The sequence below is a fragment of the Burkholderia arboris genome (assembly GCF_902499125.1).
GTDB lineage: Bacteria > Pseudomonadota > Gammaproteobacteria > Burkholderiales > Burkholderiaceae > Burkholderia > Burkholderia arboris.
This window is the reverse complement of the sequence record NZ_CABVPX010000001.1, coordinates 300287-323496: the sequence shown is the minus strand read 5'-3', so window position 1 is coordinate 323496 and position 23210 is coordinate 300287. Positions and strand designations below refer to the sequence as shown.

The 23210-nt window shown below is 67.8% G+C and carries 22 protein-coding genes; 18 read left to right on the top strand and 4 right to left on the bottom strand.

Annotation, left to right across the window (positions count from 1 at the left end):
* Positions 1-49: 49 nt before the first annotated feature.
* The 13 genes from BLA15945_RS01420 to BLA15945_RS01360 all read left to right on the top strand — a co-directional run bounded on the left by BLA15945_RS01420 (position 50) and on the right by BLA15945_RS01360 (position 13499).
* Complete coding sequence (locus BLA15945_RS01420) at positions 50-1120, top strand: aromatic ring-hydroxylating dioxygenase subunit alpha (RefSeq protein WP_059240099.1); 1071 nt, start codon at positions 50-52, stop codon at positions 1118-1120.
* The gene (locus BLA15945_RS01415; RefSeq protein ID WP_174991285.1) at positions 1113-1883 is read left to right on the top strand and encodes an SDR family oxidoreductase; all 771 of its coding nucleotides are present in this window, start codon (positions 1113-1115) and stop codon (positions 1881-1883) included. The genes BLA15945_RS01420 and BLA15945_RS01415 overlap by 8 nt, the downstream gene beginning before the upstream one ends.
* Positions 1884-1912: 29 nt before the next feature.
* Positions 1913-2440 (top strand): cupin domain-containing protein, encoded by a 528-nt coding sequence (locus tag BLA15945_RS01410; protein WP_059240103.1) that lies wholly within the window; start codon positions 1913-1915, stop codon positions 2438-2440.
* Positions 2441-2458: 18 nt separating this feature from the next.
* Positions 2459-3370, top strand: a complete 912-nt coding sequence (locus BLA15945_RS01405) for an alpha/beta fold hydrolase (RefSeq protein ID WP_174991284.1) — start codon at positions 2459-2461, stop codon at positions 3368-3370.
* A 79-nt stretch (positions 3371-3449) separates the two neighbouring features.
* Positions 3450-4307 (top strand): IclR family transcriptional regulator, encoded by an 858-nt coding sequence (locus BLA15945_RS01400; RefSeq protein WP_174991283.1) that lies wholly within the window; start codon positions 3450-3452, stop codon positions 4305-4307.
* A complete protein-coding gene (locus tag BLA15945_RS01395; protein WP_174991282.1) occupies positions 4304-5101 on the top strand; it encodes an SDR family oxidoreductase in 798 nt (265 codons plus the stop codon). Before BLA15945_RS01400 ends, BLA15945_RS01395 begins: the two co-directional genes overlap by 4 nt.
* Positions 5094-6761: a thiamine pyrophosphate-binding protein gene (locus BLA15945_RS01390; protein ID WP_059240111.1), complete on the top strand. Its 1668-nt coding sequence runs from the start codon at positions 5094-5096 to the stop codon at positions 6759-6761. The genes BLA15945_RS01395 and BLA15945_RS01390 overlap by 8 nt, the downstream gene beginning before the upstream one ends.
* Positions 6754-7569, top strand: a complete 816-nt coding sequence (locus tag BLA15945_RS01385; protein WP_059240112.1) for an aspartate dehydrogenase — start codon at positions 6754-6756, stop codon at positions 7567-7569. Before BLA15945_RS01390 ends, BLA15945_RS01385 begins: the two co-directional genes overlap by 8 nt.
* 72 nt (positions 7570-7641) lie before the next feature.
* The gene (locus BLA15945_RS01380) at positions 7642-9132 is read left to right on the top strand and encodes an aldehyde dehydrogenase (RefSeq protein WP_174991281.1); all 1491 of its coding nucleotides are present in this window, start codon (positions 7642-7644) and stop codon (positions 9130-9132) included.
* 18 nt (positions 9133-9150) lie between these two features.
* Positions 9151-10113: a VOC family protein gene (locus tag BLA15945_RS01375; RefSeq protein WP_174991280.1), complete on the top strand. Its 963-nt coding sequence runs from the start codon at positions 9151-9153 to the stop codon at positions 10111-10113.
* Positions 10110-11354: an NAD(P)/FAD-dependent oxidoreductase gene (locus BLA15945_RS01370; protein ID WP_174991279.1), complete on the top strand. Its 1245-nt coding sequence runs from the start codon at positions 10110-10112 to the stop codon at positions 11352-11354. Before BLA15945_RS01375 ends, BLA15945_RS01370 begins: the two co-directional genes overlap by 4 nt.
* 37 nt (positions 11355-11391) lie before the next feature.
* Entirely contained in the window at positions 11392-12792 is a 1401-nt protein-coding gene (locus BLA15945_RS01365; protein WP_059240120.1) for an MFS transporter, read from the top strand.
* 158 nt (positions 12793-12950) lie between these two features.
* On the top strand, positions 12951-13499 hold the full coding sequence (locus BLA15945_RS01360) for a GNAT family N-acetyltransferase (protein WP_059240121.1): 549 nt from the start codon (positions 12951-12953) through the stop codon (positions 13497-13499).
* A gap of 9 nt (positions 13500-13508) precedes the next feature.
* Here the strand turns inward: BLA15945_RS01360 and BLA15945_RS01355 are convergent, their stop codons facing one another.
* Together BLA15945_RS01355 and BLA15945_RS01350 are read right to left on the bottom strand one after the other, a co-directional pair.
* The gene (locus BLA15945_RS01355; protein WP_059240123.1) at positions 13509-13916 is read right to left on the bottom strand and encodes a RidA family protein; all 408 of its coding nucleotides are present in this window, start codon (positions 13914-13916) and stop codon (positions 13509-13511) included.
* A gap of 95 nt (positions 13917-14011) precedes the next feature.
* Positions 14012-14938: an ADP-ribosylglycohydrolase family protein gene (locus BLA15945_RS01350; protein ID WP_059240124.1), complete on the bottom strand. Its 927-nt coding sequence runs from the start codon at positions 14936-14938 to the stop codon at positions 14012-14014.
* A gap of 178 nt (positions 14939-15116) precedes the next feature.
* On the opposite strand from BLA15945_RS01350, the gene BLA15945_RS01345 reads away from it, so the two are divergent.
* The 4 genes from BLA15945_RS01345 (at position 15117) to BLA15945_RS01330 (ending at position 18758) form a co-directional block, all read left to right on the top strand.
* Positions 15117-15350, top strand: a complete 234-nt coding sequence (locus tag BLA15945_RS01345) for a DUF3079 domain-containing protein (protein ID WP_174991278.1) — start codon at positions 15117-15119, stop codon at positions 15348-15350.
* A gap of 193 nt (positions 15351-15543) precedes the next feature.
* Positions 15544-17211 carry a hydroxylamine reductase gene (gene hcp, locus BLA15945_RS01340; protein ID WP_174991277.1) on the top strand — a complete coding sequence of 556 codons (1668 nt, stop codon included), beginning with the start codon at positions 15544-15546 and terminating at the stop codon, positions 17209-17211.
* Positions 17212-17224: 13 nt separating this feature from the next.
* On the top strand, positions 17225-18247 hold the full coding sequence (locus BLA15945_RS01335) for an FAD-binding oxidoreductase (RefSeq protein ID WP_174991276.1): 1023 nt from the start codon (positions 17225-17227) through the stop codon (positions 18245-18247).
* A 97-nt stretch (positions 18248-18344) separates the two neighbouring features.
* Positions 18345-18758: a PPC domain-containing DNA-binding protein gene (locus tag BLA15945_RS01330; RefSeq protein WP_059240132.1), complete on the top strand. Its 414-nt coding sequence runs from the start codon at positions 18345-18347 to the stop codon at positions 18756-18758.
* An 84-nt stretch (positions 18759-18842) separates the two neighbouring features.
* Here the strand turns inward: BLA15945_RS01330 and acnB are convergent, their stop codons facing one another.
* Positions 18843-21428 (bottom strand): bifunctional aconitate hydratase 2/2-methylisocitrate dehydratase, encoded by a 2586-nt coding sequence (gene acnB / locus BLA15945_RS01325; protein WP_059240134.1) that lies wholly within the window; start codon positions 21426-21428, stop codon positions 18843-18845.
* A gap of 435 nt (positions 21429-21863) precedes the next feature.
* Here acnB and BLA15945_RS01320 point away from each other — a divergent pair, with 435 nt between their 5' ends.
* Positions 21864-22601, top strand: coding sequence for a BPL-N domain-containing protein (locus BLA15945_RS01320; RefSeq protein ID WP_233464095.1), 738 nt, complete (start codon positions 21864-21866; stop codon positions 22599-22601).
* Between the two features lie 11 nt (positions 22602-22612).
* Here the strand turns inward: BLA15945_RS01320 and BLA15945_RS01315 are convergent, their stop codons facing one another.
* Positions 22613-23086, bottom strand: a complete 474-nt coding sequence (locus BLA15945_RS01315) for a nuclear transport factor 2 family protein (protein ID WP_059240138.1) — start codon at positions 23084-23086, stop codon at positions 22613-22615.
* Positions 23087-23210: the final 124 nt, after the last annotated feature.

Below are 23210 nucleotides of genomic sequence, written 5' to 3'. Positions count from 1 at the left end.
CCGCGCGCGTGACCGCCGACCCGACGACAACCGCATCCGGAGCACACTGATGACGTCCCCCGTACAACACGCAGTCCAACACGACCCGGTCCGTGACTATCTCGACCGCGGCATCAAGAACTACTGGTATCCCGTTGCACCGAGCTGGCAGGTGTCGAATGCGCCCGTCGGCCTCACGCGCCTGTCCGAGCAGATCGTGCTGTGGCGCGATCACGACGGCAAGGTCCACGCACTGGAAGACCGCTGCCCGCACCGCGGCGCGCGCCTGTCGCTTGGCTGGAACCTCGGCGGCAACATCGCGTGCTGGTATCACGGCGTCGAAATCGACGGCGGCGGCACGGTCAACCGCGTGCCGGCCGTCTCGAACTGTCCGCTCGAAGGCACGAAGTGCGTGAAGTCGTATCCGGTCGAAGAGAAGGCCGGCGCGATCTTCCTGTGGTTCGGCGACGAAGCGCACGGCGAGCCGGCGCCGCTGAACCTGCCCGAGGAACTGGTTGCCGACGAGTACGGGCACTTCCTGTGCGTGTCGAACTGGAAGTGCAATTACCAGTACGCGATCGACAACGTGATGGATCCGATGCACGGCGCGTACCTGCACGCGACGTCGCACTCGATGGCCGAAGGCGACAAGCAGGCCGACATGCGCGTGCGCAAGACGGAAACGGGCCTGATGTTCGAGAAGATCGGCCAGCGCGACGTGAACTTCGACTGGGTCGAACTCGGCGAAACGGGCTGCCTGTGGATGCGCCTCGCGATCCCGTACAAGCAGAAGTTCGGCCCGGGCGGCAACTTCGGGATCATCGGCTTCGCGACGCCGGTCGACGGCGACAACTGCCAGGTCTACTTCTGGCGTACGCGCAAGGTCAGCGGCTGGCAGCGCGACGTATGGCGCTTCATGTACCGCAACCGCCTCGAGGGCCTGCACTGGGACGTGCTCGAGCAGGACCGCTACGTCCTCGAAAGCCTCGCGCCGCACGCGCGCGATCACGAATACCTGTACCAGCACGACGTCGGCATCACGCGCGTGCGCCGGATGTTGCGTCAGCGTGCGCAGGAACACCTGTCGGCACTCGACGCGCACCGCGCGGCTCACGCCGCTTCGGAGCCCGCGAATGGCTGAGCTCGCTCCGGTCGTGTCGCTGCCGGGGCGCCGCGTGCTCGTCACGGGCGGCGCGCGCGGGCTCGGCGCGGCGTTCGTGAAGGCGCTGGTCGCGGCCGGCGCGCAGGTCGCGTTCGGCGACGTGCTCGTCGAAGAGGGCCGCGCGCTGGCCGCAGCGCTCACGCAAGCCGGCCACGCCGCGCACTTCTTCGCGCTCGACCTGGCCGATCCGGCCAGCATCGACGCCTTCGTCGCGCAGGGCGCGGCGGCGCTCGGCGGCATCGACGCACTGATCAACAACGCGGCGATCACGAACTCGGGCGGCAAGCTGTCGACGGAGCTCGACGTGCCGACATGGGACGCCGTGATGAACGTGAACGTGCGCGGCGTGTGGCTCGTCAGCAATGCAGCGCTGCCGCACCTCGCACGGTCGGGCCGCGGCGCGATCGTGAACCTCGCGTCGGACACTGCGTTGTGGGGCGCGCCGAAGCTGCTCGCATACGTCGCGAGCAAGGGCGCGGTGATCGCGATGACGCATGCGCAGGCACGCGAGTTCGGCGCGCACGGCGTGACGGTCAACGCGATCGCGCCGGGGCTCACCGAAGTCGAGGCGACCGCCTACGTACCGGCCGAGCGCCACGCGTTCTACATGCAGGGCCGCGCACTGACACGTGCGCAGGTGCCCGAAGACGTGACGGGCCCCGTGCTGTTCCTGCTGTCCGACGGCGCGCGCTTCGTGACGGGTCAATTGCTGCCGGTGAACGGCGGCTTCGTAATGAATTGATGTTTTCACACTGAATGAAGGAGAGGACGATGGCGGACGCCGATCTCGAACGCAAGTCGTGGGACCAGCCGGAAGGCGCAAGCTTCAACGACTGGATGGAAGGGCGCGTGGCGCGCTACGCGACACGCCGTTACGACTGGGACGCGCTGAAGTTCCAGGCCGACTACGACCCGAAGTACCGCCGTGCGCAGATGCGCTACGTCGGCACGGGCGGCACGGGCGTCGCGAAGGACATCAACACGGTGCCGGCCGGCGGCTTCACGTTCTCGACGATGGTCATCCCGGCCGGCAACATCGGCCCGAGCCACATCCACATGGACGTCGAGGAAATCTTCTTCGTGTTGCGCGGCAAGATGAAAGTCATCTGCGAGCGCGACGGCGAGACGTGGGAAGCGATCCTCGGCGAGCGCGACCTGATCTCGGTGCCGCCGGGCGTGTATCGCACGGAAATCAACATCGGCGAGGAAGATGCGCTGATGTGCGTGATGCTCGGTTCGCCGAAGCCGATCACGCCGACGTATCCGCCCGATTCGCCGCTCGCGAAGATCAAGCGTTGAAACGGAGCGGGTGAAGCAATGAGTGTCATCGACAAACGTGAACGCGACCGCACCGCGGCGTTCGCCGCGCTGCTCGGGCAGTTTCCCGAGCAGCGTTGCGCGGCCGGCGCGGCGGGCACGATCGGCTACCGTGAAGCCGGCGCAGGCGAGGCCGGCGCGCAGCATGCGGGCCGCACGCTGCCCGTCGTGCTGCTGCACGGGATCGGCTCGGGCGCCGCATCGTGGGTCCGCCAGCTCGACACGCTCGGCGCATCGCGGCGCGTGCTCGCATGGGATGCGCCCGGTTACGGCGTGTCGACGCCCGTGCACGGCGCGTCGCCGGCTGCCGCCGATTACGCGGCATCGCTGAACGCGTGGCTCGAGGCACTCGGCATCGAACGCTGCGTGCTGGTCGGTCATTCGCTCGGCGCGATCGTTGCGGGCGGTCTCGCCCGCGTGATGCCCGCGCGGATCGCCGGCCTGCTGCTGGTGTCGCCTGCTGGCGGTTATGGCAGCGCACCGGCCGAAACGCGCGAATCGCGCCGCGACGCGCGGCTCGCGATGCTCGCGGAACTCGGCCCGGCCGGGCTCGCCGAGCAGCGCAGCGGCAACATGGTGTCCGGTTTCGCGAACGAGGAGGCGAAGGCGTGGGTGCGCTGGAACATGGCGCGCATCGTGCCGGCCGGCTACGCGCAGGCCACGCATCTGCTCGCGAACGCAGACCTCGCGACCGATCTCGCCGGCTTCCGCGGCCGCACGGCCGTGGCCGTCGGTGCGAACGACGCGATCACGCCGCCCGCCGCGTGCGAGCGGATCGCCGCGGCCGCGCACGTCGCGCTGCAGGTGATTCCGCAAGCCGGTCATGCCGGCTACGTGGAAGCGCCGGCCGTTTATTCCGCACTGATCGACGGCTTCTGCCGCCAGTGCGACCAACAGCGGGGGCTGGGATGAAAAACCCCCACGCTCACATTCGTTCGCTGCCCCCCAAGGGGGCGGATGTCTCCCTTGGGGCGGCCCGGCGGGAGGCATCATGAGCGAACCGCTGCAACAAAACGAATCCGAAAACGCGAAGGCCGAAGCCAACTATGTGGTGCCGGGCCTCGAACGCGGGCTGCGGATTCTCGCCGAATTCTCGCCGCGCGAGCCCGTGCTCGGCGCGCCCGAACTGTCGAAACGGCTGGGCATTCCGCGCACGACGGTGTTCCGTCTGCTGCAGACGCTCGAATCGCTCGGCTTTCTCGAGCGCGCGGACAAGGATCGCAACTACAAGCTCGGCATCGCCGTGCTGCGGCTCGGCTTCGAATACCTGAGCTCGCTGGAGCTGACCGATCTCGGCTTGCCGGTGATCGAAAGCCTGCGCGATGCGACCGGCTTCACGACGCACATCGTGATCCGCGACGGCCGCGACGTGGTGTTCGTCGCGAAGGCGCAGAGCCAGTCGCCGGTGTTCAGCTCGATTCGCGTGAACGTCGGCACGCGCCTGCCCGCGCATGCGACGACCCACGGCCACGTGCTGATGGGCGACCTGTCGCTGAAGGAACTGCACGCACTGTATCCGGAAGGCGCGCTGAACCGGATGACGAGCGCGACGCCGGAAACGGTCGACGCGTTGCACGACATGATCCGCGAGGATGCGCTGCGCGGCTACGGCGTCAGCAATTCGTCGTTCGAGCGCGGGATCTCGGTGGTGACGGCGCCGGTGCGCAACGAGACGCAGAGGATCGTCGCGTGCATCACGGTGACGGTGCCGCGTCCGGAGATCGACGCGGCGTTGATCGCGGACGGGCTGATCGACAAGGTGCAGCGCGCGGCGGCGGAACTGTCGCGGCGACTCAATTACCGCTCGGATGACGAGCACACGTTTCTGAAGGCTTTAGGACTCCGATGATTCAGATCGATCTGACCGGGCAGGTTGCGGTGGTGACGGGCGGTTCGTCCGGCATCGGCCTCGCGACGGCCGAACGGTTCCTGCAGGCGGGTGCGTCGGTTGCAATCTGCGGCCGCGACAGCGACCGCCTCGAGCGCGCCGAAGCGATGCTGCGTGACAGGTACGACGGTGCGCACTTGCTGGCTACGCGCTGCAACGTGCTCGACGAAGCCGACGTGGCCGCGTTCGCGCAAGCGGTCACAGCACGCTTCGGCCGTGCCGACATGCTGGTCAACAACGCCGGCCAGGGCCGCGTGTCGACCTTCGCCGACACGACCGACGACGCGTGGCGCGAAGAACTCGAGCTGAAGTATTTCAGCATCATCCGCCCGACGCGTGCGTTCCTGCCGCTGCTGCGCGACGCGCAGGCGCCGACGATCACGTGCGTGAACTCGCTGCTCGCACTGCAGCCCGAGCCGCACATGGTCGCGACGTCGTCGGCGCGCGCGGGCGTGCTGAGCCTCGTGAAGTCGCTCGCGACCGAGCTGGCGCCGCTGCGCATCCGCGTGAACTCGATCCTGATCGGCATCGTCGAGTCGGGCCAGTGGCGTCGCCGCTACGAAACGCAGGCGCAGCCCGGCGAAAGCTGGGAAGACTGGACGGGCGCGCTCGCCCGCAAGAAGAACATTCCGCTGAACCGCTTCGGCAAGCCTGACGAGGCCGCCTGGGCACTCTTTTATCTCGCAACGCATCTGTCGTCGTACACGACGGGCAGCCATATCGACGTTTCTGGAGGCTTTGCACGCCATGTCTAAAAAAACCACGGTTGGCGAGCTGATTGCCGCCTTTCTCGAGCAGTGCGGCGTGAAAACCGCATTCGGTGTCATCTCGATCCACAACATGCCGATCCTCGACGCGATCAACTCGCGCGGCAACATCCGGTATGTCGGCGCGCGCGGTGAAGCCGGTGCGTTGAACATGGCCGACGGCCTGGCCCGCGTGTCGGGCGGCCTCGGTGTCGCGTTCACGAGCACGGGCACGGCGGCGGGCAACGCGGCCGGCGCGATGGTCGAGGCACTGACGGCCGGCACCGCGCTGCTGCACGTGACGGGGCAGATCGAAACGCCTTACCTCGACCAGGATCTGGCGTACATCCATGAAGCCCCCGACCAGCTGTCGATGCTCGACTCGATCTCGAAGGCCGCATTCCGCGTGCGCACCGTCGAAACCGTGCTGCCGACGATCCGCGAAGCCGTGCGCATCGCGCAGACGGCGCCGACGGGCCCGGTGTCGGTCGAGATTCCGATCGACATTCAGGCCGCCGAAATCGAATGGCCGGAAGATCTCGCGCCGGCCCATGTCACGGTGCGCGAGCACGACACCGCGCGCGTCGCGAAACTCGCCGACGCGCTGGCGGCGAAACGTCGTCCGCTGCTGTGGCTCGGCGGCGGCGCGCGCCACGCTCGCGAGGAAGTCGAACGCCTCGTGAAGCTCGGCTTCGGCGTCGTGACGAGCGTGCAGGGCCGTGGCGTGCTGCCCGAAGATCATCCGGCGACCCTCGGCGCGTTCAACGTGCACGCGTCCGTCGAAGCGTTCTACAAGACCTGCGATGCGCTCGTCGTCGTCGGCTCGCGCCTGCGCGGCAACGAGACGCTGAAGTACAAGCTCGCGCTGCCGCAGCCGCTGTTCCGCGTCGATGCCGAGGCGCTCGCCGACAACCGCGGCTATCGCAACGAGCTGTTCGTGCACGGCGATTCGAAGCGCGTGCTGGCCGAGCTGGCCGACCGCCTCGAAGGCCGCCTGTCGGTCGATCCGCAATTCGCGGCCGATCTCGCGGCCGCGCGCGAGCAGGCCGTCGCCAGCGTGGCGGAGGGCCTCGGGCCCTACAAGAAGCTGGTCGACACGCTGCAGGGCGCCGTCGGCCGCGACTACAACTGGGTGCGCGACGTGACGATCTCGAACAGCACGTGGGGCAACCGCCTGCTGAAGATCTTCGAGCCGCGCTCGGGCGTGCATGCGCTCGGCGGCGGCATCGGCCAGGGCATCCAGATGGGCATCGGCGCGGCGCTCGCAGGCGCGGCGGCGAAGACGGTCTGCCTGGTCGGCGACGGCGGCCTGATGGTCAACGTCGGCGAACTCGTCACGGCCGTGCAGGAAAACGCGAACGTGATGATCGTGCTGATGAACGACCAGTGCTACGGCGTGATCCGCAACATCCAGGACGCGCACTACGGCGGCCGCCGCTGCTTCGTGCAGCTGCACCAGCCCGATTTCGCGCAGTTCTGCGCGAGCTTCGGCCTCACGCACTACCGGATCACGTCGCTCGACGACGCCGAAGCGATCGTGCGCGAAGGGATGGCGAAGGAAGGGCCGGTGATGGTCGAGGTCGACATGCTGTCGGTCGGCTCGTTCGCGTCGAACTTCGCCGGCCCGCCGGTGAAGAAGGAAGCGCCGACGGAGCGCCAGTATGCGTAACGCCCACGCACCCGTCGACGTCGCGATGATCGGCTTCGGTGCGATCGGCGCGGCCGTGTACCGCGCAGTCGAGCACGATGCGTCGCTGCGCGTCGCGCACGTGATCGTGCCGGAACACCAGCGCGCGGCGGTGCAGGGCGTGCTCGGCGGCGCGGTGGAGGTCGTGTCGTCGGTCGACGCACTGGCCCGCCGCCCCGAGTTCGCGCTCGAATGCGCGGGCCACAGCGCGCTCGTCGATCACGTCGTGCCGCTGCTGAAGGCCGGCACCGACTGCGCAGTCGCATCGATCGGCGCACTGTCCGATCTCGCGCTGCTCGACGTGCTGTCGCAGGCGGCCGACGAAGGCGGCGCGACGGTCACGCTGCTGTCCGGCGCGATCGGCGGCATCGATGCGCTGGCGTCCGCGAAGCAGGGCGGCCTCGACGAAGTGCTGTACGTCGGCCGCAAGCCGCCGCTCGGCTGGCTCGGTACGCCCGCCGAGGCATTGTGCGACCTGCGCGCGATGACCGAGGAAATGGTGATCTTCGAGGGCACCGCGCGCGATGCCGCGCGGCTGTATCCGAAGAACGCGAACGTCGCGGCCACCGTCGCGCTCGCGGGCCTCGGCCTCGACGCGACCCACGTGCGCCTGATCGCCGATCCGGCGGTCGAGCGCAACGTGCACCGCATCACCGCGCGCGGCGCATTCGGCGAGATGTCGCTGGAAATGAGCGGCAAGCCGCTGCCCGACAACCCGAAGACGTCCGCGCTGACGGCGTACTGCGCGATCCGCGCGCTGCGCAACCGCGCGGCCCGCTGCGTGATCTGACCGGGCCTTGGACCGTCCGCCCGCGCCACGGCGAGGGCGGATGTGCAGAGACAGATTTGTGGGACTTGTGACATGACTCCTTTCGATACGAGCCTCGTACCCGACGGCACCATCCTGATCGGCGGCGAGTGGCGGCGCGGCCGTGGCGCGCCCTACGCGAGCATTTATCCGGCCGACCAGTCGCTGAACATGGAAGTGTCGACCGCGAATGCGGAAGACGCGGCCGAAGCCGTCGAGGCCGCCGACGCCGCGTGGCGCCGCGCCGACTGGGCCGGGCTGAAGCCGCACCAGCGCGCGCAGGTGCTGTACCGCATCGCCGACCTGATCATGCAGCGCCACGAGGCGCTCGCGAACCTGCAGCGTCGCGACAACGGCAAGCCGATCGGCGAGACCCGCGTGCTGGTGGCCAGCGCCGCGAACACGTTCCGCTATTTCGCGGCGTGCCTCGAAACGCTCGACGAAGAACTGACGCCGTCGCGTGGCGATTACCTGACGATGAGCGTGTACGAGCCGATCGGCGTGATCGCGGCGATCACGCCGTGGAATTCGCCGATCGCGTCCGATGCGCAGAAGCTTGCGCCGGCGCTCGCGGGCGGCAATGCGGTGGTGCTCAAGCCGGCCGAAGTCACGCCGCTCGTGTCGCTCGCGCTGGCACGCATCTGCGAGGAAGCCGGCGTGCCGAAGGGCGTGCTGAGCGTGCTGCCGGGCAAGGGCTCGGTGATCGGCGACGTGCTCGTGCGTCATCCGCTGGTGAAGAAGGTGTCGTTTACCGGCGGCACCGAAGTGGGCCGCGGCATCGCGCGCATCGCGGCCGAGAAGCTGATGCCCGTGTCGCTCGAACTCGGCGGCAAGTCGCCGACGATCGTGTGCGACGACGCCGATCTCGATCACGCGGTCAACGGTGTGCTGTACGGCATCTTCAGCTCGTCCGGCGAGGCGTGCATTGCGGGTTCGCGGCTGTTCGTGCAGCGCGCGGTGTACGACGAATTCATGAAACGCCTGGTGGCCGGCGCCCGCAAGCTGCGCGTGGGCGACCCGACGCGGCCCGACACGCAGATGGGGCCGCTGATCACCGCGAAGCATCGCGAATCGGTCGAGCGCTACGTCGCACTGGGCCTCGAGGAAGGCGGCCGCCTGCTGTGCGGCGGCGAGCGGCCGTCGGGTGACGGGCGCGAGCACGGCTTCTTCTATCAGCCGACGATTCTCGAAGGCCTGCCGAACACCGCGCGCATTTGCCAGGAAGAAATCTTCGGGCCCGTGCTCGTCGCGATGCCGTTCGACGACGAAGCGTCGCTGATCGCGCAGGCAAACGACAGCGTGTTCGGCCTCGCGGCCGGCATCTGGACGCGCGATTACAAGCGCGCCTGGCGCATCGCGCGCGCGCTCGAAACGGGCACCGTGTGGATCAACACGTACAAGCTGTTTTCGATTTCCACGCCGTTCTCGGGCTGGAAGGAGAGCGGGATGGGGCGCGAGAAGGGCCGTCTCGGCATTCGCGAGTACATGCAGCAGAAGAGCCTCTACTGGGGCTTGAACGACGCGCCGCTGCCGTGGGCGAACTGAGCGAAGGGGAATGACGCAATGAGCATTTTGGGAATCGAGCAGATCACGTACGGCGTCGACGACCTCGCGACCTGCCGGCGCTTTTTCGCCGACTGGGGGATGAAGGAAGTTGCGCACGACGACACGCGCGCGCGTTTCGAGACGCTGAACGGCTGCACCGTGCTGGCCGTCAAGGCCGACGATCCGGCGCTGCCGCCGGCATTCGAAGCCGGCCCGACGCTGCGGGAAGTCACGTGGGGCGTGCCGACGCAGGCCGAACTCGATGCGCTGCGCACGAAGCTCGCCGGTCAGCCCGGCTATTACGCACAGGACGATGCGGTCGGCTGCATCGACCCGAACGGGATGGCGATCCGCGTCGAAGTCACGCGCAAGCGCGAACTCGACATCACGGGCTCGCCGTCGAACGTGTGGGGCAAGACGCTGCGCGTCGACCAGCCGAGCCCGATCTATGCGCGTGCGGAGCCGGTCGAGGTCGGGCATGTCGTGTTCTTCACGAACTGCCTCGACGCGCAGGAAAAGTTCTATCACGAGTTGCTGGGCTTCGAGACGTCCGATCGCTACCCGGGCCGCGGTGCATTCATGCGCTGCGCGCCGCACGGCGGCCATCACGACCTGTTCCTGCTTGCATTGCCGAACGGCAAACGCGGCCTGAACCACGTCGCGTTCACCGTGCGCGACATCCACGAAGTGTTCGGCGGCGGCATGCACATCGACCGCTGCGGCTGGGAAACGCAACTCGGCCCGGGCCGCCATCCGGTGTCGTCCGCGTACTTCTGGTACTTCCAGAATCCGGCCGGCGGCCTGATCGAGTACTACGCGGACGAAGACATGCTGACGCCCGAGTGGCAGCCGCGCGAATTCGAGCCGGGCCCGACCGTGTTCGCCGAATGGGCAGTCGACGGCGGCCTCGACGGCAACACGCGCCGGCAGAAGGACGCGAAGGCGCCGGAAGGCAAGTTCATGACGGAGCGCAAATCATGACCGAAGCGAATACGCCCGCGCAGCCTGCGCCGGGTACGGTCGTCGTGATCGGCGGCGGCCAGGCGGCCGGCTGGGTACTGAAGACGCTGCGCGCGGAAGGTTACGCGGGCCGTCTCGTGATGATCGCCGACGAGGCGCATCTGCCGTACGAGCGTCCGCCGCTGTCGAAGGCCGTACTGGCCGGCGACGCCGACATCGAAACCGTGCGCGTCGTGCGTCCCGACGAATTCGACGCGCTGAACGTCGAAGCATGGCAGCCGGAGCGTGCGGCCTCGATCGACCGCGCACGCCGCGTGGTGACGACCGCGAGCGGCCGCGAGATCGAATACGACCGGCTCGTGATCGCGACCGGCGGCACGTCGCGCCGCTTGCCCGATGCGATCGTCAATACACCGAACCTGCATTACCTGCGCACGCTCGACGAAGCGGCCGCGCTCGGCGAGCAGCTGCGCGCGAGCCGGCGCGTGCTCGTGATCGGCGGCGGCTGGATCGGCCTCGAAGTCGCGGCGACCGCGCGCAAGCTCGGCGTCGACGCCGTCGTGGTCGAAGGCGCGCCGCGGCTGTGCGGCCGCTCGGTGCCGCAGATCGTGTCGGATTTCCTGCTCGACCTGCATCGTTCGAACGGTGTCGACGTGCGGACCGGCGCCGCGCTCGCGTCGCTCGATGCGCAGCCTGACGACGCATCGAAGGTGCGTGCGACGCTGGCCGACGGCACGACGATCGACGCCGATTTCGCGGTGGCCGGCATCGGCCTCGCACTGAACGCGTCGCTCGCGAGCGACGCGGGGCTGGCGGTCGACGACGGGATCGTCGTCGACGAATACGGCGCGACCAGCGACCCGGCGATCTTCGCGTGTGGCGACGTCGCGAACCACCACAACGGCTGGCTGAAGCGGCGCGTGCGGCTCGAATCGTGGGCCAACGCGCAGAACCAGGCGATCGCGGCGGCGAAGGCCGTGCTCGGCGTGCGCGCACCGTACGCGGAGATTCCGTGGTTCTGGTCCGATCAGTACGACGTGAACCTGCAGATCCTCGGTGATCTGCCGGCCGATGCGCAGCTCGTCGTGCGCGGCGATCTCGCCGCGCGCCGTGCGACGCTGTTTTTTGTGGGCGACGGGCACGTGAGAGGTGTCATCGCCGTGAACAACGCACGCGAGCTGAAGCTCGCGCGCAAGTGGATGAACCAGGGCCGGGCAGTGGATACGGAAGCCCTGGCAGACACGACCAAAGCGCTTGCCTGACGGCCAATACGGCAAAAAGATCCAGGAGACACCCCGCATGAGCACTTTCGACAACGTCGTGGCCGGTCGCGCCACGATGGAAGCTGCCGCCTCCACGCCCGGCGCGATCATCGCGCGGCTCGAGCGGCTTCCGGCCAACTCGATGCAGATCCGTGCGCGCGTGCTGATCGGCACCGCGACGTTCTTCGACGGCTTCGACGTGATCACGATCGCGGCGACGCTGCCGTTGCTGATCCACAAATGGGGGCTGTCGCCGACGCAGATCGGCATGCTGATCGCGTCCGGCGCGATCGGCCAGCTGATCGGCGCCTTCCTGTTTCCCGCGCTCGCGGAGAAGCACGGCCGCGTGAAGGCGATCGCGTGGAGCTCGGCCGTGATCGGCATCACGAGCATCGCGTGCGGCTTCGCGCCGACCTTCGAAGTGTTCGTGCTGCTGCGGATCCTGCAGGGGCTCGGGCTCGGCGGCGAGCTGCCGGTCGCCGCGACGTACATCAACGAGATCACGCGTGCACATGGCCGCGGCCGTTTCGTGCTGCTGTACGAGATCGTGTTCCCGATCGGCCTGCTCGTGTCGATGGCGCTTGGCGCGTGGCTCGTGCCGCGCTTCGGCTGGGAGATCATGTACTTCGTCGGCGGGCTGCCGCTGATCCTGTCGCTCGTGCTCACGCGCCTCGTGCCGGAATCGCCGCGCTGGCTCGCGTCGCGCGGGCGGCTCCCGGAAGCCGGGCGTGCGGTCGGCGTGTTCGAAGCGTCGGTGCGCGGCGAGCTGCCGCCCGTCACGCAGGCGGCCGCGTTCGACGAGATGGTGCGCCAGCATCCGAAGCGCAAGATGAGCGACCTGTTCAGCGCCGCGTATCGCAAGCGCACGCTCGCGGTGGCGACGCTGTGGGCGACCTGCGGGTTCATCCAGTACGGGCTGTCGACGTGGCTGCCGACGATCTACAAGAACTTCTATCACGCGCCGCTGCAGCTCGCGCTGAACCTCGCGGTGATCGGCTCGGTGATGGGCGTGCTCGGGTCGCTGGCCTCTGCATTGCTGGTCGACAAGCTCGGCCGCAAGCCGGTGATCGTGTGGTCGTTCGTGCTGTGCGCGCTGTCGCTGGCGTTCGCGGGCATCTATCACGCGTCGTCGGTGTACGTCGTCGCGATCTTCTGTTCGCTGTCGCTCGGGTTGATGGCGTCAGGGTTCATCACCGCGTACGTCTACACGCCGGAGCAGTATCCGACGAGCATCCGCGCGTCGGGCTGCGGGCTCGGCAGCGCGTGGCTGAAGATCGCGTCGTTCGTCGCGCCGATGGTCGTGCCGCACGCGATCATCGGCGGAAACCTCGCGCCGGCGTTCTACCTGATCGGCATCGTGCCGCTGATCGCGGCGGTGACCGTGCACTTCGTCGGGATCGAGACGAAGGGGAAGGTGCTGGAGGCGCTGGAGGCGTAAGCACATTCCGCAACGCCGGATGAAGCGAAGGGAAAGGCCCGGGCGATGTTCCCCGGGCTTTTTCGTTTTGGGGCGATCCGTCGCCGCGAACGGGCGCGATTGTTGACGGTCGGCTTGCGTGTTCTAATTCACGATCCCGATTTCGTCAGACCATTGCCATGCCCCTGTTCGAACCCGTCACGCTGCATACCTCCCGCCTCGTCCTGCGGCCGCTTCGCGAAACCGATGCGCAGGCGTTCTTCGAAATCTGGTCGGACGCGCAGGCAATGCGCTATTTCTCGTTCTCGCCGATGACGCAGATCGAACAGGCCGCGGCGCGCGTCGCGCGCAACCTGACGACGTCCGCGAGCGGGCAGGACCTGATCTGCGTGCTCGAACTGCGGGAAACCGGCGAAGCGCTCGGCGAATGCGTGCTGTTCCATGCGAACGAACAATGCCGGCGTGCCGAGATCGGCTTCAGCCTGCGGCGCAAGTTTTGGCGCGGCGGCTACATGCGCGAAGCGGCGACGGCCGTGATCGGCCACGCGTTCGGCACACTGAAGCTGAACCGGATCGAGGCCGACATCGATCCGCGCAACGTCGCGTCGGCGCAGCTGCTCGAACGGCTGGGCTTCGTCAGGGAAGGGCTGCTGCGCGAACGCTGGATCGTGGGCGGCGAAGTGTCGGACAGCGCGCTGTACGGGCTGCTGGCGAGCGATCGCCGCTGACGTTGCGCCTCAGCCGGATGACTTCGCGGCGGGAACGATCGCGAATGCATCCACTTCGACCAGCACATCCGTGCGGAACAACGACGCCACGCCTACGAGCGCGCTCGCGGGCGGGCATGCGGTATTGACCCAGCGGTCGCGCACCTCGCGAATCTGCGGCAACAGGCTCGAGTCGAAATCGCGGACATAGATCGTCAGCCGCGCGACGGACTCGAAGCCGACGCCCGCGGCACGAAGCGTAGCGGCGATGTTCCGGAACACCTGATCGAGCTGCGTCGCATGATCGGCGCCGACGACGGCGCCTTCGGCATCGAACGGGACATGTCCGGACAGATACAGCGGCTGACCGCCTTCGACGAGTATCGCCTGCGAAATGCCGGGAATCGTGGCGCCGGGGGGATTGATTGCACGCAGCATCGGAGCATCCTCTCAGGTTGATGCAGTGGTTCGGGGCGGCCGGATCGGGCTCGCCAGGTTCGACTCAACGGACGGCCGGCGGCCGTGCATGTCGCTCACAGCTTCGCGAGCCAGCCCTCGACCCGCTCCTTCCCGCGCAGCGTCGCGACCCATCGATCGGGCAATGCCGGTTCGCCATACAGCGCACCGGCGAGGCTGCCGGCGATGGCCGCGGTCGTATCGGTGTCGTTGCCGAGCGCGATCGCGTGCTTCACGCAGTCCTCGTAGCTGCCTGTCGACAGCAGGCAATGGATCGACGACCAGAAGCTGTCGACCACGTAGCCCGATCCTTGCGGTGCGTCGAAGCGGCCGTCGAGCACGATCTTCAGCTCGATTTCGTCGGCCGTGCCTTCGTAGCGCATCAGCAGTTCGTTTTCGGCTGCGCGCACCGCATCGGGCGCGGGTTGACCTTCGACGATTCCCATTGCAGTGAGGCTGTAGAGCGCACAGCCAAGCTGCGAGCGCACGTGGCCGTGCGTGACGACACTCTGCCTGCACGCGAGCCGGATCGCTTCATCGCGCGATGCGGCGACCATCACGACGGGAAAGCAGCGCATCAGCGAACCGTTGCCGTTGTCGCGCTCGTCGGCCGGCCCGGCGGCTGAAGGCGCCGCGCCGGCCGCCAGCGCATGGAACGCGCGCTGCGTCTGCAGGCCGACATCGAACACGCGGCCGTCCGGCGTGAATGCGCCGCGATGGAACCAGTCCTGCAGGTTGCCGGCGAACGTGTCGAGATTCAGGTCGCGGTCGTGCCCTAACGCGTCGAGCAGCGCGAGCGCCTGTGCGCCGTCGTCGCTCCAGGTGCCGGGCGGCACGCCGTCGTGCGCGCGTGCGAAGCCGGGCGGCGGCGTCATGTCGATCGCAGCGGGCGGCGGGATCGACGCGGCGTCGTGGAATTCGTACGGCACGCCCAGCGCGTCGCCGATCAGCAGGCCAAACAGGCCGCCGCGCAGGCGGGCGCTTCGGTTCGGAGTCGAGGTCATCGGAGGAGGTCGGGTAGGCGGCTTGCGTCGCGGAATACCGTGCAGACTAGACCAATCGCCCGCGCATGCCTAGCCGATACGCTGCGGCCGGTGCGAACGAATGCCGCATGGCCCGTGTGTGCCGCTGAACTAGAGTCGAACGGTAGCGGATGAAACGACACCGGGAAGACGACACATCATGGCCAAGAAATTTCCGCTGCATCCCGTGCATCCGGAGCGGATCTGCTGGGGATGCGACAACTACTGCCCGACACACGCGATGCGCTGCGGCAACGGCTCCAGCCGCACGCAGCACCCAAGCGAACTGCTCGGCGACGACTGGTACCGATATGGCGACTGGGGCATCGAATGCGCGGATGCCGGCAACGACAGCAAACACGAACACACGACCGAAACCGGCGAGCGGCCGTAGCGACAAGTTGCCTCACCCGCACACGTTCCGTTTCTTGATCTGCATCACGGCCACGAAAAGCGCGCCGAAACATCATGAACAAAGATGCACACGAAAAGCATCTTGAAGCGGGCGGGATGCCCGGCGGCCAGGAACCTGCGTTCCGCCGCCGTCGCGCCGACCCGCGTCCCCATGATCGAGAAAGGAGAGCAGCGTGTATTGCTATCAATGCGAACAGACCGACCGGACCGGCGCGCGGCCCGGCTGCGCATCGGCGAAAGGCAACTGCGGCAAGGATGCGACAACGGCCGACCTGCAGGACCTGCTGGTCCACGCAGTGAAGGGCATCGCGCAATACGGCGCGATCGCGCGTGCGGCGGGCGCGTCCGATCGCGACGCGGACCGGTTCGTGCTGTACGCGATGTTCACGACGCTGACCAACGTGAATTTCCACGCGGCGCGCTTTGTCACGCTGCTGCGTGAAGCGGCGCAGACGCGCGACCGCGTGAAGACCGCATGCGAAGCGCATGCGCGGGCGGCGGGAGCGATCGTGCCTGCCCCGCAGGGGCCGGCGACGTGGCAGCCGGCGGCCGATCTGACCGGCTTGCTGGAGCAGGCCGCCTCCGTCGGCGTGGACAACGGGCTCGACACCGTCGGCGCGGACATCGTCGGCCTGCGTGCGCTGGTGCTGTACGGGCTGAAGGGTGTGTGTGCGTATGCGCATCATGCGCGTGTGCTCGGCTACGAGCGCGACGACATCTACGAAGGCGTCGAGGCGGCGCTCGCGTTTCTCGCGAGCGACCCCGACGACGTGAATGCGCTGCTCGCGCAGGCGCTCGAACTCGGCCGGCTGAACCTGACGGTGATGGAACTGCTCGACAGCGCGAACACCGGCCGCTTCGGCGCGCAGCAACCGACGGCCGTGCGCGTGTCGCCGGTCGCGGGCAAGGCGATCCTCGTGTCGGGCCATGATCTCGGCGACTTGCATGCGCTGCTCGAACAGACGGCCGGCACGGGCATCCACGTGTACACGCACGGCGAAATGCTGCCGGCGCACGCGTACCCGATGCTCAAGGCCTTTCCGCATCTCGTCGGCAACTACGGCGGCGCGTGGCAGGACCAGCAGAGCGATTTCGCGCATTTCCCCGGTCCGATCCTGATGACGTCCAACTGCATCATCGAGCCGATGCCGCAATACCGGCAGCGCATCTTCACGACGGGGCCGGTCGGCTGGCCGGGCGTGCGCCATCTCGAGCATCACGATTTCTCGATGCTGATCCGCGCGGCGCAGGCGCTGCCCGGTTTCCCGGCCACGGCGCCGGAGGAATCGATCACGGTCGGGTTCGGCCGGCATGCGGTGCTCGGCGTCGCGGACCAGGTCGTCGAGGCGGTCAAGGCCGGACAGATCCGCCATTTCTTCCTGATCGGCGGCTGCGACGGCGCGGCGCCGGGCCGCAACTACTACACCGAGTTCGCGGAGCAGGCGCCCGGCGATACGGTCGTGATGACGCTCGGCTGCAACAAGTACCGGTTCAACCGGCATGCGTTCGGTGACATCGGCGGCATTCCGCGCCTGCTCGACGTCGGGCAGTGCAACGACAGCTATTCGGCGATCCGGATCGCCACGGCGCTCGCCGACGCGTTCGAATGCGGCGTGAACGACCTGCCGTTGTCCCTCGTGATCTCATGGTTCGAGCAGAAAGCGGCGGCCGTGCTGTTGACGCTGCTCGCGCTCGGCCTGCGCAATATCCGCCTCGGGCCGACGCTGCCGGCATTCATCACGCCGGGCGTGCTCGCGGTGCTGGTCGAACAGTTCGGCATCCAGCCGATCGGCGACGCCGGGTCCGACCTGGCCGCGTCGCTGGCGCGCAACGCCGCTTGAGCGGGATCGTTCGATGACCTACCGGATCGAGATCACGACACACGACGGCGAGCGGTTCGGCTTCGGGTGCGATGCCGGACAGGATCTGCTGTCGGCGGCGGCCGACGCCGACATCACGCTGCCGTCGCAATGCCGGCGCGGCAGTTGCGGCGCGTGCCAGGCGACCGTCGTCGACGGCGCGTACGAGATGCAGCCCGACACCGCGGGCGTGCTGCCGGCCGGGCAGCGCGGCGCGGTCCTGCTGTGCCGGACCACGCCGCGTGGCGATCTGCGCATCGCCGCACCGTACGACCGGACCAAGGTGCTGCTGCATCCGGTGCCCGTGCGTGCCGCGCGGATCGCGGCGCTCGAGACGATCGCGGCCGACACGATGCGCGTCGAGTTGCAGGTCGAACCCGACGACGCATCCGGTGCGGCCGTGGAGTTCGAGCCCGGCCAGTTCGCGGAGCTGGAGGTGCCGGGCAGCGGCCTGCGTCGCCCGTATTCGCTGGCGAACACGAGCAACTGGGACGGGCGCCTCGAATTCCTGGTCCGGCTGCGGCCGGGCGGGTGGTTTTCGACCTACCTGCGCGAGCGTGCACGGCCGGGCGATCCGCTGACCGTGCGCGTGCCGATGGGCGGCTTCGGGCTGTTCGCGGACAGCCTGCGGCCGCGCTGGTTCGTCGCGGGCGGCACGGGGTTCGCGCCGATCCTGTCGATGCTGCGGCGCATGGCCGACTATCAGGAGATGGCGGACGCGCGGTTGTTCTTCGGCGTCAATCAGGAAAGCGAACTGTTCATGCTCGACGAACTGGCGCGATTGCAGTCCGAGCTGCCGCAGTTGCGCGTCGATCTGTGTGTATGGCGGCCGGATGGGGAGTGGGCCGGGTATCGCGGTACGCCGGTCGATGCGTTGCGCGCGGCGCTTGCGCGGGCGGGGGCGCCGCCGGATATCTACGTATGCGGGCCGCCGCCGCTCGTGCAGGGCGCGCGCGAGGCGGCGACGGCAGCGGGGGTGCCGGATGCGCAGTTCGCGAGCGAGCGCTTTACCGTGTGAGGTCGATGCGCGGCCGTTTCAGAGTTGGATGACTTGCCGGATTCACGGGGCGAACGTACGCTTTGCCGATACCACGGTCCACCACGGGTTCTCGACCATGCAAGCCCATCCCCTGCGTCTTTCCCCCGGCGACGACCTGCGCGGCGCCATCGAGGCGGCATTGCGCCGGCACGGCGCGCACGCCGCCTTCGTGATCCAGGGCATCGGCAGCCTGAGCGTCGCGCAGTTGCGCTTCGCCGGCGTCGACCAGCCGGCCGAGCTGCGCGGCGACCTCGAAATCCTGACGCTGGCCGGCTCGGTGTCGCCGGACGGCGCACACCTGCACATGGCCGTCTCGGATGCGGACGGCCGCGTAACGGGCGGCCATGTGGCGAGCGGCTGCGTGGTACGCACGACGGCCGAGATCCTGCTCGCGCTGCTGCCTGCGCATCGTTTCTCGCGCGAACCCGACGCGGGCACCGGCTTCAACGAACTGGTGATCCGGCGCGAACCAGGCGGCGACGCCGCATAAAAAAATGGCGCCGCGGCCATTCGGCCTGCGGCGCCATTGCGCGGTGCTGCGACGTCGACCACCCGCCGCAGCCCGACTGCGTGATTACATCTGCACGGTGTCGGCCACTTCCTTGAAGTCTTCGATCTGGTCGAAGTTCATGTACTTGTAGATCTGGTCGCCGTTCGCGCTGAGCACGCCCATGTCGGCCATGTACTCTTCCTTGGTCGGGATCTTGCCCAGACGCGAGCAGATGGCCGCCAGCTCCGCCGAGCCGAGGTACACGTTCGTGTTCTTGCCGAGGCGGTTCGGGAAGTTGCGGGTCGACGTCGACATGACCGTCGCGCCTTCGCGCACCTGAGCCTGGTTACCCATGCACAGCGAGCAGCCCGGCATTTCGGTACGCGCACCGGCCGTGCCGAACACGCCGTAGTGGCCTTCTTCCGTCAGCTGCTTCTGGTCCATCTTGGTCGGCGGCGCGACCCACAGCTTGACCGGGATGTCGCGCTTGCCTTCCAGCAGCTTCGACGCGGCGCGGAAGTGACCGATGTTGGTCATGCACGAACCGATGAACACTTCGTCGATCTTCGCGCCTGCGACGTCGGACAGCGTCTTCACGTCGTCCGGGTCGTTCGGGCAGGCGACGATCGGCTCGTGGATGTCGGCGAGGTCGATCTCGATGACGGCCGCGTACTCGGCGTCGGCATCCGGCGACAGCAGTTGCGGGTCGGCCAGCCACTGTTCCATCGCCGCGATACGGCGCTGCAGGCTGCGCGGATCCTGGTAGCCCTGCGCGATCATCCACTTCAGCAGCGTGATGTTGCTGTTCAGGTACTCGATGATCGGTTCCTTGTTCAGGTGCACCGAGCAACCGGCAGCCGAACGTTCGGCGGATGCATCCGACAGCTCGAACGCTTGCTCGACCTTCAGGTCGGGCAGGCCTTCGATTTCGAGAATGCGGCCCGAGAAGATGTTCTTCTTGCCTTGCTTGGCGACCGTCAGCATGCCTTGCTTGATCGCGTACAGCGGAATCGCGTTGACGAGGTCACGCAGCGTGACGCCCGGCTGCATCTTGCCCTTGAAGCGGACCAGCACCGATTCCGGCATGTCCAGCGGCATCGTGCCGGTGGCGGCCGCGAACGCGACCAGGCCGGAACCTGCCGGGAAGCTGATGCCGATCGGGAAGCGCGTGTGCGAATCGCCGCCGGTGCCGACGGTGTCGGGCAGCAGCATGCGGTTCAGCCAGGAGTGGATCACGCCGTCGCCCGGGCGCAGCGCGATGCCGCCGCGCGTGCTGATGAAGTTCGGCAGCGTCTGGTGCGTCTTCACGTCGACCGGCTTCGGATACGCGGCGGTGTGGCAGAACGACTGCATCACGAGGTCGGCCGAGAAGCCGAGGCACGCGAGGTCCTTCAGTTCGTCGCGGGTCATCGGGCCCGTGGTGTCCTGCGAGCCGACCGAGGTCATCTTCGGTTCGCAGTACGTGCCCGGGCGCACGCCCTGGCCTTCCGGCAGACCGCATGCGCGGCCGACCATCTTCTGCGCGAGCGAGAAGCCCTTGCCGCTGTCGGCCGGCTGGTGCGGCAGGCGGAACAGCGTCGACGGCGCGAGGCCGAGCGCTTCACGCGCCTTCGCGGTCAGGCCGCGGCCGATGATCAGCGGAATGCGGCCGCCGGCGCGCACTTCGTCGAACAGCACGTCGGACTTGACCTGGAATTCGGCGATCACGTTGCCGTCCTTCAGCGCCTTGCCATCGTACGGGCGCAGTTCGACCACGTCGCCCATTTCCATCTGCGACACGTCGAGTTCGATCGGCAGCGCGCCGGCATCTTCCATCGTGTTGTAGAAGATCGGGGCGATCTTGCTGCCGAGGCACACGCCGCCGAAACGCTTGTTCGGGACGAACGGGATGTCTTCGCCGGTGAACCACAGCACCGAGTTGGTGGCCGACTTGCGCGAGGAGCCGGTGCCGACCACGTCGCCCACGTACGCGACCAGGTGGCCCTTTTCCTTCAGCGATTCGATGAACTTGACCGGGCCGCGCTTGCCGTCTTCTTCCGGCGTGATGCCCGGGCGCGCGTTCTTCAGCATCGCCAGCGCGTGCATCGGGATGTCCGGGCGGGTGGTGGCGTCCGGGGCCGGCGACAGATCGTCGGTGTTGGTTTCGCCCGTCACCTTGAACACGGTGATGGTCAGGCTTTGCGGCACTTCCGGACGGCTCGTGAACCATTCGGCATCGGCCCAGCTCTGCAGCACGGCCTTCGCGTGCGCGTTGCCCTTGTCGGCGAGTTCCTTCACGTCATGGAACTGGTCGAACATCAGCAGCGTTTTCTTCAGTGCGTCGGCAGCGACTGCCGCGACTGCGTCGTCGGACAGCAGCTCGATCAGCGGCTGGATGTTGTAGCCGCCCAGCATCGTGCCGAGCAGTTCGGTGGCGCGCGCGCGCGAAATCAGCGGGCAGGCGGTCTCGCCCTTGGCCACGGCGGCCAGGAAGCCGGCCTTCACGCGGGCGGCTTCGTCGACGCCGGCAGGCACGCGATGGGTGATCAGGTCGACGAGCGTCTGCTCTTCGCCGGCCGGCGGGTTCGTCAGCAATTCGACCAGTTCGGCGGTCTGCTGAGCCGTCAGCGGCAGGGGAGGAATACCGAGCGCGGCGCGGGCGGCCACGTGAGCACGAAAGTTTTCAAGCATGGGGAGACCTGCTGATATTGCGTTTGAGGGGAAGGCCTTGCCGGCACTCCGGGGCTATTCCAGGCACTGCTTTGAGCGGGATTCTAATCTCAATGGTCTGGAACGTCAAATGTCTTATGTCTTATATAAGAGTTGATGCGCGTGGGGCCGGGAATCGTGGCGGCATCGCGCAGCCGGCCTTGTCTGGCGTGGCCCGGTGGGTGGCTTGCGGGGGCCGGATCCGGTGACAGGCACCGCACATTTCTGCACAAGCCCGCAGGAAACGGTACACACGAGGCGCGCTCGCACGTCTAGGCTTCCTGTCACCCGGCTTGCGATCAGGTTTCAACAGCACGGGGCGGAAACGGGTGCGTGCCCGTCGATTCGTCCCGGGCGGTCGCGATCCCTCTTACTCCGACGGTCAAGAACATGCGTTCCAGAGATTCGATAGTCCTGATGCTGTTGCTCGTCGCGTCGTCGGTCATGCATGCGGCGGCGACCGGCGACGCATCGCGTGGCGCGGCCAGCCGGCCCGTTGCACTGGTCTATCGCGGCCCTGCGGCGTGCGACGGCTGCCCCGAGGCCATTGCCGCGCGCTTGCAGGAATCGGACTACCGGTTCCGGGTGATCTACGTCGGGCCGGCGGAACGGCTCAAGATCACGCCTGCGGCGCTGGCCGGTGCCGCGTTGTACGTGCAACCCGGCGGCGGGCAGGATATCCCCGGCGCGGCCACCAGCATCGGGCGCAATTCAATCAAGGCCGTGCGGCAGTACGTGGCGAACGGCGGGCGATACCTGGGGCTCTGCATGGGCGCGTACCTGGCGGGCGAACAGGGTTTCCGGCTGGTCGCCGGCGACATCGACTCCGAGGTCGACCGGCCGGGCTCGACGCTTCACGGTATCGCCGACACGGTGACGCCGGTCGTATGGCGCGGAAAGAAGCGCTGGATCTATTACCAGGACGGCGCGATGCTCCCGGCCGTGCCGGCCGGCTCCGGCGGCGTCGTGCTGGCGACCTATCCGAACAACGACATCGCGGCCGCGACCTACCGTTACGGCAAAGGGCGCGTCGGGCTCGCCGGTCCGCATCCCGAGGCCGATGAAAGCTGGTATCGCCAGAACCGCCTCAAGAACCCGGACGGCGTGTTGCCGGACATGGCCTACGACCTGATCGACGCGACGATGAAGCCATAGCGGTGCGCGGCTTACTTCCGTTTGGCCCGATACGCGTCGAGATTCTTTCGGGCCTGCGCCCGGATCGCGCGCTGCATGAACGGCGTCCAGCCGAGCAGCGCGCCTTTCAGCCCGAGCGCCTGACGCGCCCAGCGCCATAGGTCGAAACGGTCGCGATGCTCGACGATGCGTCCGTCGCGAAACCGGAACCGCGCGTCGATCCGGTTGACCACCATCCGGCCGGTCGCGGTGAACCGGTAGTGCGCGATCCACTCCGCGCGCCCGGTGTGTTCGTCTGCCGCGACCTCGCCGAACGTCAGCGAAAACTCCTGCGCCCGCGCGACCAGCATGCGCCACATGTCGCGTGCACGTTCGCCGTGCAGTTCGCCGAACGCCGGATCGCTGAAGACGATGTCGTCCGCATAGCACGCGAGCATCGCGTCGATGTCGCGCTGCTGGAAGGCCGTGTAAAAACGCTGGATCAGTTCGGTGTTCGGATGACTCATCTTTTGATTGGATGTCGTTGTCGATGAAGCGGAATCGCGACGCGGCGGCCGGGCGCCGGGCAAGCCACTGTAGCGGAAATCGAATGCGCTGTCGCCGACCGGCGCGGCGGCATGAGCCGGTTTC